General features: G+C 65.4%; 13 protein-coding genes and 2 pseudogenes. 1 reads left to right on the plus strand and 14 read right to left on the minus strand.

The features are described from left to right. The coding region (locus JCM9942_RS04185; protein WP_157722762.1) for an SDR family oxidoreductase at positions 1-322 on the plus strand (322 nt) is incomplete at its 5' end. A 6-nt stretch (positions 323-328) separates the two neighbouring features. Here JCM9942_RS04185 and folK read toward each other — a convergent pair. The 14 genes and pseudogenes from folK to JCM9942_RS04255 all read right to left on the minus strand — a co-directional run. Beyond that, positions 329-817: a 2-amino-4-hydroxy-6-hydroxymethyldihydropteridine diphosphokinase gene (gene folK / locus JCM9942_RS04190; RefSeq protein ID WP_054657850.1), complete on the minus strand. Its 489-nt coding sequence runs from the start codon at positions 815-817 to the stop codon at positions 329-331. A gap of 143 nt (positions 818-960) precedes the next feature. Next, complete coding sequence (locus JCM9942_RS04195) at positions 961-2484, minus strand: response regulator (protein WP_054657852.1); 1524 nt, start codon at positions 2482-2484, stop codon at positions 961-963. Positions 2485-2490: 6 nt separating this feature from the next. Beyond that, a pseudogene (locus JCM9942_RS04200) lies at positions 2491-2930 on the minus strand (response regulator). Positions 2931-2940: 10 nt separating this feature from the next. After that, complete coding sequence (locus tag JCM9942_RS04205) at positions 2941-4746, minus strand: sensor histidine kinase (RefSeq protein WP_054657868.1); 1806 nt, start codon at positions 4744-4746, stop codon at positions 2941-2943. Positions 4747-4899: 153 nt separating this feature from the next. After that, positions 4900-5256 carry a BON domain-containing protein gene (locus JCM9942_RS04210; RefSeq protein WP_054657854.1) on the minus strand — a complete coding sequence of 119 codons (357 nt, stop codon included), beginning with the start codon at positions 5254-5256 and terminating at the stop codon, positions 4900-4902. Between the two features lie 45 nt (positions 5257-5301). Further along, complete coding sequence (gene gnd / locus JCM9942_RS04215; protein ID WP_054657870.1) at positions 5302-6210, minus strand: phosphogluconate dehydrogenase (NAD(+)-dependent, decarboxylating); 909 nt, start codon at positions 6208-6210, stop codon at positions 5302-5304. An 8-nt stretch (positions 6211-6218) separates the two neighbouring features. Further along, positions 6219-7438 (minus strand): annotated as a pseudogene (locus tag JCM9942_RS18110) (hypothetical protein). Positions 7439-7479: 41 nt separating this feature from the next. Next, on the minus strand, positions 7480-8034 hold the full coding sequence (locus JCM9942_RS04225; protein WP_054657858.1) for a DUF2242 domain-containing protein: 555 nt from the start codon (positions 8032-8034) through the stop codon (positions 7480-7482). Positions 8035-8147: 113 nt separating this feature from the next. Beyond that, the gene (locus tag JCM9942_RS04230; RefSeq protein ID WP_054657860.1) at positions 8148-10322 is read right to left on the minus strand and encodes a carboxy terminal-processing peptidase; all 2175 of its coding nucleotides are present in this window, start codon (positions 10320-10322) and stop codon (positions 8148-8150) included. 207 nt (positions 10323-10529) lie between these two features. Beyond that, entirely contained in the window at positions 10530-11540 is a 1011-nt protein-coding gene (gene lipA, locus JCM9942_RS04235; RefSeq protein ID WP_054657862.1) for a lipoyl synthase, read from the minus strand. Positions 11541-11556: 16 nt separating this feature from the next. Then, positions 11557-12219 carry a lipoyl(octanoyl) transferase LipB gene (gene lipB / locus JCM9942_RS04240; protein ID WP_089153131.1) on the minus strand — a complete coding sequence of 221 codons (663 nt, stop codon included), beginning with the start codon at positions 12217-12219 and terminating at the stop codon, positions 11557-11559. A 26-nt stretch (positions 12220-12245) separates the two neighbouring features. Next, the gene (locus JCM9942_RS04245; RefSeq protein ID WP_054657872.1) at positions 12246-12524 is read right to left on the minus strand and encodes a DUF493 family protein; all 279 of its coding nucleotides are present in this window, start codon (positions 12522-12524) and stop codon (positions 12246-12248) included. 114 nt (positions 12525-12638) lie between these two features. Next, positions 12639-13616, minus strand: a complete 978-nt coding sequence (locus JCM9942_RS04250) for a CsgG/HfaB family protein (RefSeq protein WP_054657866.1) — start codon at positions 13614-13616, stop codon at positions 12639-12641. Positions 13617-13984: 368 nt separating this feature from the next. Further along, on the minus strand, positions 13985-14312 hold a 328-nt coding region (locus tag JCM9942_RS04255), incomplete at its 5' end, for a hypothetical protein (RefSeq protein WP_425478307.1).

The raw sequence follows: 14312 nt of genomic DNA on the forward strand, positions 1-14312 counted from the left end.
CCTGACCGATCTGCACGCCACCCAGCCGCTGCGCGACCACCCCGCCTACAGCGCGGCCAAGGCGGCACTGGAAATGACCACCCGCACGCTGGCGCTGGAACTGGCCCCGCACGTGCGGGTCAATGCGATCGCGCCCGGCGCCATCCTCTGGCCGGAACAGGGCAAGAGTGAGGCAGCCAAACAGAAGCTGATGGAGCGTACGCCGCTGGACCGTCTGGGCACGCCGCACGAAATCGCCTCGGCGGTGCGCTGGCTGCTCGACGATGCCGGTTACATCACCGGGCAGACCCTGCGACTGGATGGCGGCCGCACGCTGACCTGAGCCGGCTCAGGCTTCCAGTTCGACGACGTCGAAGGCCTGGCCGTATTGCGGGTGGGCCTGCCACATCTGACGCAGGGTCTGGTGGCGCACGGGATCAACGAAATCCGGGGCGATATCGGCCAACGGCTTGAGCACGAACGCGTGCTTGAGCTCGGGCCGCGGAATGCGCAGATGGCCCGGTCCTTCCACCACCAGATCGCCGTAATACACCACGTCGATATCCAGCGTACGGTCACTGAAGCGCGGGCCGCTGCGGTCACGCCCGTGGGCATCCTCCACCGCATGCAGCCACTGGTCCAGCTCCAACAAGGGCATCTGCGTTTCCAGCATAACCGCGTTGTTGAGGAAATCCGGCCCGTCAAAGCCGACCGCGGGGGTGCGATAGGCCGGGGACACGCGCAGCGGACTAAAACGCCCGCGCAGCACTTCCACCGCCAGATGCAGATAGTGTTGCGGCCGCAGATTGCTGCCCAGGCTCAAGAGCACGGTGGTCATCGGTTGTCACTTGCCTGCGGCACTGCCGTGGTGGTTGGCACCATCATCAAGGCCGCGTGGAATCGGAGCGCACATGATAGGGCAGCAGTGAAGCAATGCCGACGCTGGCGTCGGACAAATCATGGTACTGACGCCAGCAGAACTCAGCTGACGCCAAGGGCATCGGCCACCGCGCGGAACACCCGCTGCATTTCCAGCGGCTTGGGCAGGGTGTGCACCCGGATGCCCGGCGGCGGAGGTATCTGATCGAAAACCCGCTCACCGGCCTCTTCCAGCACGATGGCCGGGCCATGGAAACCCATGCCGTGCATTTCAGCCAGCAGCTGGCCGGCCGACAGCAGCGGGATGCCCGCATCGACCAGCAGCACATCCGGCAATCCTGCCTGCTGCAGGTGCCGCAGCGCCGCGGCGCCATCCGCGGCCAGACGCAAGCGGTAGCCCTGACTGGAAAGCGCGTTGCCCAGCAACGACAGCCGTACCGCTTCGTCATCAACGATCAGTACACGCTGCCCGCGTCCGCCCGGAATCGCGGCCGGCCGCTCCCCGTCATCGGCCGCCAGCTCCGCACTCAGCGGCAGCAGCAGATCAAAGCAAGTGCCCTGTCCGGGCACGCTCTGGACGCTGATCACGCCTCCCAGGCCCTCGACGATGCGCCGGCATGAAATCAGACCCAGGCCGGTGCCCGTGCTCTTGGTGGTGAAAAATGGAGTGAAAAGCCGTTGCAGCGTCGCTTCATCCATGCCCACGCCCTGGTCCTGCACGCGGATGCACAGTTGTTCGCCTGCCACCGGATCAAACGCGCGCTCGGCAACCAGCCGCAACTGCCCGCCATTGGGCATGGCCTGGATCGCGTTCAGACACAGATTGAGCAGCACCTGCTGCAGCTCCGTGTAGTTGGCCTCCACCGCCAGACGTTCGTCGGCCACCTCCAGATGCAGCTCGACCGACGCGGGAATATTGCTTTTGAGCAGCATTCCCACCGCCTGGAACAGGCGCGACATTCCGACCGATTCGCTGGGCTGCCGCGAACCGCGCACGAAAGACAGCATCGACTCGGCCATCTCATGACCGCGACGCCCGCATTCGGCGATCACATCCGCCAAGCGGATCACCTTGGGATCATCGCTGCGGTCACGGATCAGATCCGGCACGATCAGCAGCGGCTGCAGGATATTGCGCAGATCATGGCTCAAGCCCGCCGCCAGCAGCGCCAGGCTTTCCAGACGCTGCGCACGCATCAGCTCCTCCTCGACGCGCGCGCGCTCCTGCGCACTGCGCGCATCACGGATGGCGCGTGCGACCGCGGAAGGAAGCCGGGCCGGGAGGTGCTTGATGATGTAGTCGTTGGCGCCGTTATGCAGTGCTTCCACTGCGGTTTCCTCACCCATGGTGCCGGAAACAAAAATGAAGGGAGTCTGTGGATGCAGCTCACGCACGATCCGCAGCGCCTGATAGCCGGAAAAACCCGGCATGCTCAGATCCGACAGCACGATATCCGGCGCTTCCTCCGCCAACGCGTCCAGCAGATCCTGCTCGCTGTCAACGCGTTGGAAACGCGCCTCCAGCCCGGCGTCCAGAATCTGGTCGCACAGCAACTCTGCGTCTTCCTGCGAATCCTCCACCAGCAGGATCCGCAGCGGGCCCAACGGAGCTCCCATATTTGGCATCTGCCGTCACTCCAGCTCGGGGGCCTGGTTGATCACCGCCCAGAAGGTACCGATCGTCTTGACCGCGCTGAAGAACTGGTCGACGTCGACAGGCTTGACCATATAGCGTTCACGCCCAGATCCCAGCTGCGGGCCAGATCACTTTCCTCGCGCGAGGACGAAAGGATCACCACCGGCAGCCGTTTCAGCTCTTCCTCGGCGCGGATGCGCTGCAGCACTTCCAGGCCATCCATACGCGGCATCTTGATATCCAGCAGCAACACCGCCGGCAATCCATCCTCGCGGCCCGCAAAGGCGCCACGGCGCAGCAGGAAATCCAGCGCTTCCACGCCGTCTTCCACATGGACGATGGGATTGGCCAGGCGCGCATCACGCAAAGCGTCGATCGCCATCTCGGCGTCAGCGGAACTGTCTTCGGCAATCAGGATCGTACGGAGTGGATTCATGTCACAACCTTCAACTGTGCGCCTCAGGCGCTTGCGGGGGAATAATGAAATGGAACGTTGCGCCCTTGTCGGTCTCGGCCTCGGCCCAGATGCGCCCGCCATGGCGCATCAGCACCCGGCGCACGCTGGCCAGCCCGATGCCGGTACCCGGGTAGTCGCTGGCCTTGTGCAGCCGCTGGAACACCCCGAACAGCTTGCCGGCGTACTGCATGTCGAAGCCGGTGCCATTATCACGCACGGAGAACTGCTGACCGCCGTCGGCAAGTGCCCGGGACGTCACCTCGATCACCGCTTTGTCGCGACCGGCAGTGTATTTGACCGCATTGCCCAGCAGGTTCAACCACACCTGCCGCATCATGTTCTCGTCGGCGATCAGCACCGGCAGCGGTCCGATCTTCCACTCGATCTCGCGGTGGGCACCATTCTCCGGCTCCTCGGCCTTGAGATTGGAATCCAGCAACGAGCGGGTATCGTCCACCAGCGACTGCATATCCACCGTCTGCATCCGCATCGCACCGCGCCCCAGGCGCGAGTAGACCAGGAGGTCATCGATCAGCGCCGCCATCCGTTGCGCCGAACCGGTGATCACCTCCAGATAGTGGCGCGTCTTCTCGTCGGCGCCGTCGCCCAGATGGCGTCCGAGCTTGTCGGCGAATCCGGCCACATGCCGCAACGGTGCACGCAGATCGTGTGATACCGAGTAGCTGAACGCCTCCAGCTCGCGATTGACCTCGGCCATCTGCTCGACCTTGCCTTCCAGCTGGCGGTTGAGCTCCTCCACCCGCACCTGCACGGCGCGCTGCAAGGTGATGTCACTGACGGTCATCAGCACCACTTCATCGTCCGCATCCGGCAAGGGCATGCGCCGGGCATTGATCAGCATGGTTCTCACCATGCCATCGATGCTGCGCTGCTCGTGCTCGAAATCCCACAACTCGCGTCCACGCAACAGCACGTCCGCCAACCGCTGGCGGATGATCGCATCGGCCCACACTCCATCTCCGATCGATTGCAGCGGCCGCTGGTTGATGTCCTCGTGGTTGACGCTGTACAGCTCTGAAAACGCGGTATTGTGCAGCACCACCCGCTGTTCGTGATCCAGCAGCACGATCGGCTCGCGGACGGTCTGCAGCACCGAGTTGGCGCGGGCGCTGGCCTTGATCAGGCGCAACTCCGCCTCGGCACGGCCGCCTATCTGGCGCTTGAGCAGCCACAACACCAGGCTCAGCAAAAGCAGCTGCACCACCAGCGCGCTCCACGAGACGATCGACGACACACGCTGCCGTCGTTCGGCGGTGGCGGCGCGGTCGGCCAGCAGTTTTTCCTCGTGCTGCTGCAGTTCCTCCACGAGCATGCGGATGGGATAGCGGAACGTCATCTCCTCGATCATCGCCCGCTGGTGCGGGGAATCAGGACTTTGTGCCACTTCCTTGGCCAGCTCCATGCGGCGCTCGAGCATCGACTCGATGCGGCCCATGCGTACCAGCTGTTCCGGACTGTCTTTGACCAGCTCGGCCAGCTCCTGCATGGTGGCCTGCATGCGGTCCATCCTCTGCAGACGCTCATCCAGGGCTGGAGACTGGATACCCTTGGACAGGGTCAGTGCCGCCGACTCCACATCGCGGATATCGGCCTGCAGGTTGTACAGGCGCGCGCCCACCGCCTGGGTATGGGCAACCCAGTTGGCGGCATTGACGCTTTCACGCGACAGCTGCCGCATGGTAAGTGCTGGAACCACGATGATCAGGAAGGCCGCCAGGCCCAGGCCGATCAATCGCCAGCGATCCCAACCATCATCGGTGAACCTTGACAGCATCATCTCCCCTTGCATTGCTGGCCGTTACAAACAGCCGGGTAGGTCTATCACCTGCGTGGAGCAGGCTTGAACTCTCCTGCCCCGGATACCTGCCGCCGAAGCATTGCATGATTTACCCGCGGAGTGAACGCCGCGTCCGGCTTCATGCGACGTTCAACGCGGCATGGCAAATCCCGTGATTTTCAGTGCGGAAGCATCGACCGTGGCAACGCCGCGGGTCTGCATGCACAACGCGATGATCTGCTGCCGGGTCAGCTCCCCTTCCACGGTTCCCGCCAGCACAACACGCCCCTGCGATACCTCGACCGCGATTTGGGCACGACGCTCACGCACCAGCGGGACCAGCGCGGCTTTGATCCGGGTGGAAATCCACGCATCACCCGATGCCGTGGATGCATCGGCCGGAGGCGTTGGCACGGCATCTGTCCCGCTGGCTGGCTGCGCGATCGCGGCATCCACCAGCAGTGTGCAGACAAGGCCCAGCACGAACCCCCGCGTTGTCTTGTTCATCGCAGCGCTGCTCCGCCGGCCTGTACCCATCTGATGCCCCCATCGCTATGCATCTGTCTTCCTGATCGCGTGACCACCGAACTGACGGCGCATCGTCGCCAGCATCCGGTCGGTGAAGGAATTGCGCTGACGTGAGCGCAAGCGCTCCTGCAACGACAGGGTGATCACCGGCGCCGGCACCTCCAGATCGATCGCCTCGGCCACTGCCCAACGGGCTTCCCCCGAATCCTCGACATAAGGGGCGATCCCCGCCAACGTGGGATTATCCCGCAGCGCGTCGGCACCGAGATCCAGCAACCAGGAGCGCACCACGCTGCCATGGCGCCACAGCTCGGTCACTTGGGCCAGATCCAGTTCGAACTCGGCCTTCTTTTCCATCAAGGCAAAGCCTTCGGCATAGGCCTGCATCATTCCGTACTCGATGCCGTTGTGGACCATCTTGCAGAAGTGTCCGGCACCCACCGGTCCAACGTGCGCCCAGCCCCGGTCCATGGCCGGCGCCAGCGCCCTGAAAAGTGGCGCCAGTCCGGCCACCGTGCCGACATCGCCGCCCACCATCAGGCAGTAGCCCTCCTCCCGCCCCCAGATGCCGCCGCTGGTGCCGCAATCGACGAAGGCGACCCCACGCTCACCGCAGCGGGCCGCGCGCGCTTGCGACTGCTTGTACCAGGAGTTGCCGCCATCGATCACCACGTCTCCGTTCGATAGCAGCGGCAATAACGCACCCAGCGTTGCATCCACCACCGTGGACGGCACCATCAGCCACAGCCGCCGGGGCGCGGGTATTGCGTGAACCAGATCCTGCAACGTGTCGCTGGTGGCAATACCGGCAGCCGATACCTGCTCCCGGGCTTGGGCCGCGGGATCAAAGCCCTGCACATGGATACCCGCGCGATGCAGCCGCTGCGCCATGTTGGCGCCCATGCGCCCCAGACCGATCATTCCCAGTTGCACGCCGCACCTCATCTTGTGCTGAAAGACATTTCATTGCCGCACTCGCGCAGCCGGGCGCCGATCCAGCGCTGATAGAGCGTGGAATGCACATTGTGCAATGCCAGATCGATGCTGAAAGGTGTACGTGGATTGCGATCCAGCAGGCGCACGATATGGTAGCCAAGCGGCTTGACGCCTTTGGGATGTACGTAGATCAGCAACTCCCGGTACACCGGATCGGCCAGCAGCGCATCGATCCGGGCCAGCACCGCCTGTTGTTCCGCCGGCAGCGCGGCACGCAGTGCCGGATCGCGCTCATGCAACAGACGTTCAAAACGACGCCACCCACTTCCCGGCATCTGTTGTGAAAGCTGCCATATCTGCCGGTTGACGCGGTCGTAGTGGGCAAATCCGCCATGCCGCGCCAGCGCCTGTGCGGCCGCTGCACTGAGATCGGTGATGATGAAGTTCTCGGCCTGGTTGTTGATGTCATCCAGAAACCTGCGCTCGAACACATGCTCGATGAACCCCGGCACCGCCATGAACGCCTGGCGCCCCCGCGCCGAGGTGCGCACCGCCTTGCCATCGGCGAACAGCTCGCCGGCACTGCTGCCGAGCAGGATGCTCTGCGTATCGTGCAAAGTCAGGAACGTGCCGATCGAAAGCTCCGCGGCCGTGAACTCGCGGTCGAACAATACATCGCCATACAACTCGCGCTGGGTGGCCAGCTGGGCGATCTGCCGCCCGACTCCGCATTCGGAACGCACGCTGCCGCGGTAGAAGGCATCCATCGCGCGCGCATTGCCGGCCACGGTGCATACCCCCGGCCGAAGCTGCGGAAGCGCTGCCACCCCTGCGCCCGCGCGCCGCCCACCCCGAAGCCGATCCAGCCCAGCTGCAATGCGGAAAAGCGGTAGTTCGTATTGGCCTGCAGCCGTGTCGTGGCGGTGCGTGCCGCATCACCGAGCCGGAACGCATAGGCGCAGACGCTGGCGGGACTCTGCAGCAATCCCGCGGCGAACTGCTCGCGCTGGCTGGCACTGTAGCGGGCGGGAATATGTACCTGCAGATCGCCCAGGCGCTGCGCCTCCATCACCAATCCCCGCTCGCACGGTCGGCCAGCCAGCACCTGCGGCTCCGCTGCGGACGTCGGCGTGATCCGCCAGCCCAGCTCCTGCAGCAGCGCAATGCCGCAACCGGCACGCGCCTGTGCGGCGAGCGGCCAGCCAGACACGGCGCACAACACCAATCCGCACGCCGCGGCCTGCCATATCCGGCCGCGGTGATGGCTCACCGGGCCACCCCGTCGGGTATCTGTGGCGCGGCCACCTCCTCCACATACTGCTGCAGGCGGCCGAAGAAATTGCGATAGAACAGCGCATCCTGCACGGTGCGGCTGGCCACGCGCACCAGCGAATCGTCATTGCTGCCAAACGGCACGGACACCGAACCCACCGCACCGACACCGACGCTGGCCGAGGTCGGTGATTTCTTCAGCGCATAGCGCTCCTGCACCGCACTGGCGAATACTTGCGCGCGGCCATCGGCGCGGCCCACGCACGACACCCGCAGCAACAGCTGCTCGTGCACTTCGTCCTTGGGCTGGAAATTCTTGCTGCCTTCGACACTGCCCGCATCGGCGCGGGTGACCGCATAACCTTGGCTGAGCAGCGCGCGACGAGCAGCCTCGCAGGCCTGGGCCGGCGCCACCTCGAGATTGCGCGAATAGGTGTCACCCGAATCGAACGACTCGCGCAGCACCGTGCTGTCGGCAACCTTGCCGCCACATGCGGCAAACGCCAGCGAGACGGTTCCGACCAGCAGATGCAACCGGCAGCCAGGCATGGGCGCTCCTCGTTTACCGAAGGCACTCAGCATAACGCCGCCAACGTCGCAGGACGTTGACGGCGTCATTTACAGCGCACCGGTACTGGCACTGCGCCCGGCACACAGGAAGATCAGTCGGCCCAGCGTCCTGGGCCACTGGACTGCGGCAGCACCTGCGCCGACAGCGGACGGTCCTTTTCCAGGAGATTCAGGGCGTCGGCCAGGATCGCGGCCGACTCCCTCAGCAACGGATCCGGGCGCTTCTCGGCAGCCTTCTCGCGCTCAGCATCCTTGACGATGTCGCGCTCGTTGCCGGTCAGACCGTCATCGGTGCTGTCCTCGGCCAGCGGATCCAGCGGCAGGCCCAACTCCTTGCGGATCTGCTGGCGCTGCTTGCGCTGGGCATCCTGCTTTTCCCGCTCGGCGCGGCGCTCGGCCTCGTTGAGCGAGATGTACTTCTTGGCGGCCTCGGTGCGGAACTGCTGCACATCCTCTTCCCACCACTGGAACTCGCGGTCGCTACGCACGCGTTCGGCATGGCGGGTTTCCAGCCGCGGCAGGATCGGCGCGAAATTGCCGTACTGGGTGTGCGGCACCGCGGCGATGCGGGTCCAAGGCAGCGCGTTGTCGTAGGTGCTCTCGCCGAATTCGCTGGCATCGACACTGGCCGGGAACGCCAGGTCCGGCACCACACCCTTGTGCTGGGTGGAAGAGCCGCTGACACGGAAGAACTGGGCGATGGTCAGCTTGACCTGGCCGAAGCGCTCTTTCTCGCTGGCCGGCCAACGGTCCAGCGGCACCACGTTCTGCACGGTGCCCTTGCCGAAGGTGGTCTCACCGATCACCAGACCGCGGCCGTAATCCTGGATGGCACCGGCGAAAATCTCCGAGGCCGAGGCCGAGCCACGGTTGATCAGCACCGCCAGCGGGCCGTCCCAGGCCACCGCCGGGTTGCGGTCGCTGTTGACAGTGACGCGGCCGCCCGATTCACGCACCTGCACCACCGGGCCCTGTTCGATGAACAGACCGGTCAGTTCGATGGCCTCATCCAGCGAACCCCCGCCGTTGTTGCGCAGGTCCAGCACCACGCCATCGAGCTTGTCGGCCTTGAAACCGGCCAGCAGCTTGGCCACATCGCGCGTGGCCGAGGCGTAATCGGTCGCGTTGCGACGGCGGCCTTCGAAGTCCTGGTAGAACGTGGGCAGCTTGACGATGCCGATGCGACGCTCCGGCTCGCCGGCAGCGCCCGGAATGGTCATCGTCTCGCCCTTGGCGGCCTGTTCGGACAGGCGGATCTTCTGCCGGGTCAGCGTCACCATGCGGTGCTTGCCATCCAGTCCCTCGGCGGCGGGAATGTATTCCAGCCGTACCTGGGTGTCCTTGGCACCGCGGATCTTGGCCACCACGTCGTCGATGCGCCAGCCGATCACATCTTCCAGCGGGCCGGACTTGCCCTGGCCCACGCCGACGATGCGGTCACCGGGCTTGAGCGTGCCATCCATCGCCACCGGGCCACCGGGCACCACTTCGCGGATCACCACCACATCGTCCTGACGCTGCAGCTGCGCGCCGATGCCTTCCAGCGACAGCGACATGGCCTGGTTGAAGTTCTCCGCAGTGCGCGGGGTGAAGTAATCGGTATGCGGGTCCACCGCGCGGGTGTAGGCGTTGAGGTAGAGCGAGAACACGTCCTCGTTCTTCGACTCGTTGATGCCCTTGAGCAGCGTGGCGTAACGCTTGTCCAAGGTCTTGCGGATATCGGCGGCCGACTTGCCGGCCAGCTTCAGCCGCAGCCAGTCGTTCTTGACCGACTTGCGCCACAGCTCGTCCAGCTCCGCCGACGTGCTCCAGGGCACCTCCTTGCGGTCGTATTCAAAGCGCTCTTCCAGGGTGAAATCCGGCTCGCGCTTGAGCAGCCCGCGCGCGTAGGCCACGCGATCGGCCACCCGCTGGCGGTACACCGCGAACACCTGGAAGGCCGGGTCGAGCTCACCGCTGCGGATCGCCGTTCCCGTATTGGCAGCCAACGGCGCAAAGCGCTCCACGTCCTCGCGGGTGAAGAACTGCTTGCCCCCGTCCAGCGATTCCAGATAACGCTTGAACACGTCCTGCGAGGTCGCCGCATCCAGCGGACGCGGGCGATAGGCGTAGCGGCTGTCCGAGAGCAGTCCGTACACCAGCTTGGAGGTGGTCGCCTGATCGACGGTCGCCGTGGAAGGCAGCGCCGGCGTGTCGGCACGCGCCAGCAACGCGGCCGGCGCCGTCAGCGCCAAAGCCAGCAAAAAGGCGGGGACTCGATAGTTCATCTAGATACTCGTGACACCAGACGGTAGGGGGAGACTGCGCGCAGTTCGGACACCCGGACAGTGCCGAAAGTTTCTGCACTTGTCACCCTGCGCCGGATCAGACTAGCCGCTGCCCGGTAGCAGAATGTGAACCGTACCGGCACGCATGGCACAGGCACGGCGATCCCGCAGACGGCATGCCGCCGTCGCGGGATCATGGCGAGGCGATCAGACGCCGACGCCCGCCCCGGCCGCCTGCTGGTCGGCGTGGTAGGACGAACGCACCATCGGACCGGAAGCGACGTGGGTGAAGCCCAGTTCGTAGCCGTAGTCCTCGAACGCCTTGTATTCCTCCGGCGTCCAGTAACGCAGCACCGGGTGGTGATGCGCGGTCGGCTGCAGGTACTGGCCGATGGTGATCATCTCCACGTCGTGCGCGCGCAGGTCGCGCATCGTGGCCTGCACCTGCTCCAGGGTCTCGCCCAGGCCGAGCATGATGCCGGACTTGGTCGGCACATCCGGGTGCTGTGCCTTGAAGTTCTTCAGCAGGGTCAGCGACCACTGGTAATCCGCACCCGGACGCACGTTGCGGTACAGGTCCGGCACGGTCTCGATGTTGTGGTTGAACACGTCCGGCGGGTTCTGCGCCAGGATTTCCAGCGCGCGCTCCATCCGGCCCTTGCCACGGAAGTCCGGAGTCAGTACCTCGATACGGGTGCCCGGCGACTTGGCGCGGATCGCACTGATGCAGTCGACGAAGTGCTGGGCACCGCCGTCGCGCAGGTCGTCGCGGTCGACACTGGTCACCACCACGTACTTCAGGCCCATGTCGGCCACGGTCTGGCCCAGGCTGGCCGGTTCGCTGGCGTCCGGCGGCTTGGGCCGGCCGTGGGCCACATCGCAGAACGAGCAGCGGCGGGTACAGACTTCGCCCAGGATCATGAAGGTCGCGGTGCCATGGCCGAAGCATTCGTGGATGTTCGGGCAGCTGGCTTCCTCGCACACCGTCACCAGACGGTTCTCGCGCAGCTTGGCCTTGAGGTTGGCCACGGCATTGCCCGACGGAATGCGCACGCGGATCCAGGAAGGCTTGCGCAGCACCGGCGCATCGGCGAACTGCACCGGCGAGCGGCCGATCTTGTCGCCACCGAGCTGCTTGACGCCCGTTTGCAACGGCGCGGACGGAGTGTCGGCCTGCACGACCTGCAGGGGAATGGAGCGCGGAGTGGATTCAGTCATGGCGGTACCGGCGGCCTCAGGCCGCGAAGTTCAGATCGGGCAGTTCGGGAGTGGGCCGCAGCTCAAGACCGAACTGCTGGGCCAGATGGGATAGCAGCACCGGCTTGACCGGATCGATCCCGGACGGACCACCCAAGTCTAGCACCGAGGTCACCTGCATCCCGGCGTAACCACAGGGATTGATGCGGTGGAACGGCTCCAGATCCAGCGCGACATTCAGCGCCAGCCCGTGAAAACTGCAGCCACGGCGCACACGAATGCCGAGCGCGGCCACCTTGGCGCCGCCCACATACACGCCGGGCGCACCGTCCAGGCGTTCGGCACCGATATTCCATTCATCCAGCGTGTCGATGATGGCCTGCTCGATGCGGCACACGTAATCGCGCACCCCGATACCCAGCCGGCGCAAGTCCAGCAGCGGGTAGACCACGATCTGGCCGGGGCCGTGATAGGTCACCTGACCGCCCCGATCGACATGCAGCACCGGGATATCACCTGGCGCCAGAACGTGCTCGTCCTTGCCGGCCTGGCCCAGGGTGAACACCGGATCATGCTCGACCAGCCACAGCTCGTCGGTGGTGCTGTCGTCGCGGGCGTCGGTGAAGCGCTGCATCGCATGCCAGACCGGCTCATAGCCCTGCCGGCCCAGATCACGCAGCGTGGCCGTCCGCGCCGCCACGCGAGCCGCCGGCCCGGTGCCGCTGTTTACAGCGTCCACTTCACTTCCGGGTGGTTACGCAGCGCCTCATGCGCGGCATCGTACTGCTCGCGGCTTTCGGCCTTGAAGCTGATGCGCACGGATACATACTTGCCGTTGGAGGAATGCTTCCAGCTGATGCGCTCGCTGAGCACCTCGACGCCGTGTTGCTGCAGCAGCCGCGGCAGCTCGGTCTCCAGACCGGTATCGGCCGTGCCCATGGCACTGAGCTCAAAGGTGCCGGGGAACTGGAAGCCGTGTTCAGGGTTGTCGGATTTGATTTCCATGCCCGCCATTATCGGGGCGCCGGCGGTCAAACCCAAGGCCGGCTGCAGTCCGCCATCGCCCCTGAATGCGAAGGGCCGCTTGCGCGGCCCTTCGCTGTGTACAGCTTCAGACGCTTACCTGGACAGTTCCAGCATGGTGGAAGACACCCAGCCCTTGTTGCCCATTTCATCCTCCACTTCCCACATGACGCCTTCTTTCACCCCGGTGGGGTACAGCATCATGCCCGGCTCCAGCGAGCGCACCGCCGCGCCGGTGCCCTTGGCATTGGCCAGCAACCGGCCGGCGCGGGTGACCGTCACCGCCTGCTGCGCACCGGCCGCCGAAGCATTGTCCGGCAGCCCCCCCAGCTGGGCGATGATGTCCGTGTAGGCCTGCAGGTAGGCCATGGTGATCACCTGGCCGATCTCGGTGTTGGCGTAACCGCCCACCCCCGCCGCTCCCAGGCCACCACCACCGAACAGGCCGCCGCTGGCGCCGAAGCCCATGTCACTCTTGCGTGCGGAACCTTCGGCGATCGCCACCTGCTCGGAGGAGCGCACGTCGGTGACGGTCAGCACCACATCGGCGGTCTTGCTGGTGAAATTCAGGCCGCCGACGATCGCACCGGCCTTGCCTCCGATCAGCCCGCCCAGCAGGCCACCGATGGCGTTGCCGCCGGCATTGGTGTTCTGCGAGATCAGGTCCGGGATCATCACGTAATCGGCGGCACGGACCTGGCCCTTGCCGACGTTGGAACGGCCGCGCAGGTCGCCGCTGGCAGCCAGCTCGCGCTCGAACTGCCCGGCGGCCATGCCCGCACCACGGTCCACGAGGGTGAAACAGCGCGAACGGTTGACGAAGGCTTTGATCAGTCGCGACGGCGCAGGCAGCTGCTGGCCGGTCCACCAGTGGGTGGCGTCCTCCGGCTCGATCACCGACAAGGTGCCGATCGGGCGCGGACAGGTGGGAATCTGGGCGGCGGCAGCCTTGCGCTGCTCCTGCGCCTGGGTACCCTTCTGCTTGAAGGCGGCGTCAGCCGGCTGGCTGGTGAGAGCGGCGGCAATACCCGCCGTGAGAGCCGCTGCAACCAGCGGCGAAAAAACATTACGCATCTACGTGATTCCCCGTTACCTGCACCTTTCGAGGTGCGTTCCTTTGGTTTAGAAACCTTGCAACAACATCCTGTTCCTTGCTGATACGGGATCAGGCAAGTGCCGCAGGTCCGCCCGGATCGTAACCCAGCGCTTTTTCAGATTCCATCCAGCAAGCGGACATTCAGGGAACCGCGTCACTGAACGCCGCCGTGCTGACGGACGACAGGCCACCGTGCCACCGGCATGCGCCGGTGGAGCGGCTGTCCGGGCCGGTGCCGGATAGGCAGTCCGCCCCAGCCATGCCACGACATGGGTGAGGCGGCCGGTGTTTCCGGGAATCCGCAGCGCGACGATCAGCCGCCGCGACCGGTTCCCGGATCGTTTCATTACTGGTTGTGCGAAGGCTGTACCGTGCCACGCGTATTGGCCGGCACCCAGCCGTACACACCCGTCTGGTCGTGGGCTTCCAGCATCGCGCCCTGGGTACCGCCAGTCAGGATCAGGCTCATGCCCGGCTGCAGCGTCCGCAGTACCGCACCGCGCCCGGAATGGTCCTGCATCAGGTTGACCGGCTCATTGAGTACCAGTACCCGGCGCAGCGCCGCGGCGGCCTGCTGCTGCGAAGCAACCACCTGGGGAGCGTACTGCTGGGCCGCCGCCGTCAACCCGCTGGCCACCGCACCGGCGACACCCCCCTGCTGTATGCCATTGACC

The sequence above is a fragment of the Stenotrophomonas pictorum JCM 9942 genome (genome assembly GCF_001310775.1).
Classification (GTDB): domain Bacteria; phylum Pseudomonadota; class Gammaproteobacteria; order Xanthomonadales; family Xanthomonadaceae; genus Stenotrophomonas; species Stenotrophomonas pictorum.

What these genes read in the sequence shown, in the direction of transcription:
- JCM9942_RS04210 (WP_054657854.1), bottom strand. Translation starts at nt 5,256, where the DNA reads ATGAACAAGACAACGCGGGGGTTCGTGCTGGGCCTTGTCTGCACACTG.
- JCM9942_RS04195 (WP_054657852.1), bottom strand. Translation starts at nt 2,484, where the DNA reads ATGCCAAATATGGGAGCTCCGTTGGGCCCGCTGCGGATCCTGCTGGTG.
- JCM9942_RS04250 (WP_054657866.1), bottom strand. Translation starts at nt 13,616, where the DNA reads ATGCGTAATGTTTTTTCGCCGCTGGTTGCAGCGGCTCTCACGGCGGGT.
- JCM9942_RS04205 (WP_054657868.1), bottom strand. Translation starts at nt 4,746, where the DNA reads ATGCTGTCAAGGTTCACCGATGATGGTTGGGATCGCTGGCGATTGATC.
- JCM9942_RS04225 (WP_054657858.1), bottom strand. Translation starts at nt 8,034, where the DNA reads ATGCCTGGCTGCCGGTTGCATCTGCTGGTCGGAACCGTCTCGCTGGCG.
- JCM9942_RS04245 (WP_054657872.1), bottom strand. Translation starts at nt 12,524, where the DNA reads ATGGAAATCAAATCCGACAACCCTGAACACGGCTTCCAGTTCCCCGGC.
- lipA (WP_054657862.1), bottom strand. Translation starts at nt 11,540, where the DNA reads ATGACTGAATCCACTCCGCGCTCCATTCCCCTGCAGGTCGTGCAGGCC.
- folK (WP_054657850.1), bottom strand. Translation starts at nt 817, where the DNA reads ATGACCACCGTGCTCTTGAGCCTGGGCAGCAATCTGCGGCCGCAACAC.
- JCM9942_RS04230 (WP_054657860.1), bottom strand. Translation starts at nt 10,322, where the DNA reads ATGAACTATCGAGTCCCCGCCTTTTTGCTGGCTTTGGCGCTGACGGCG.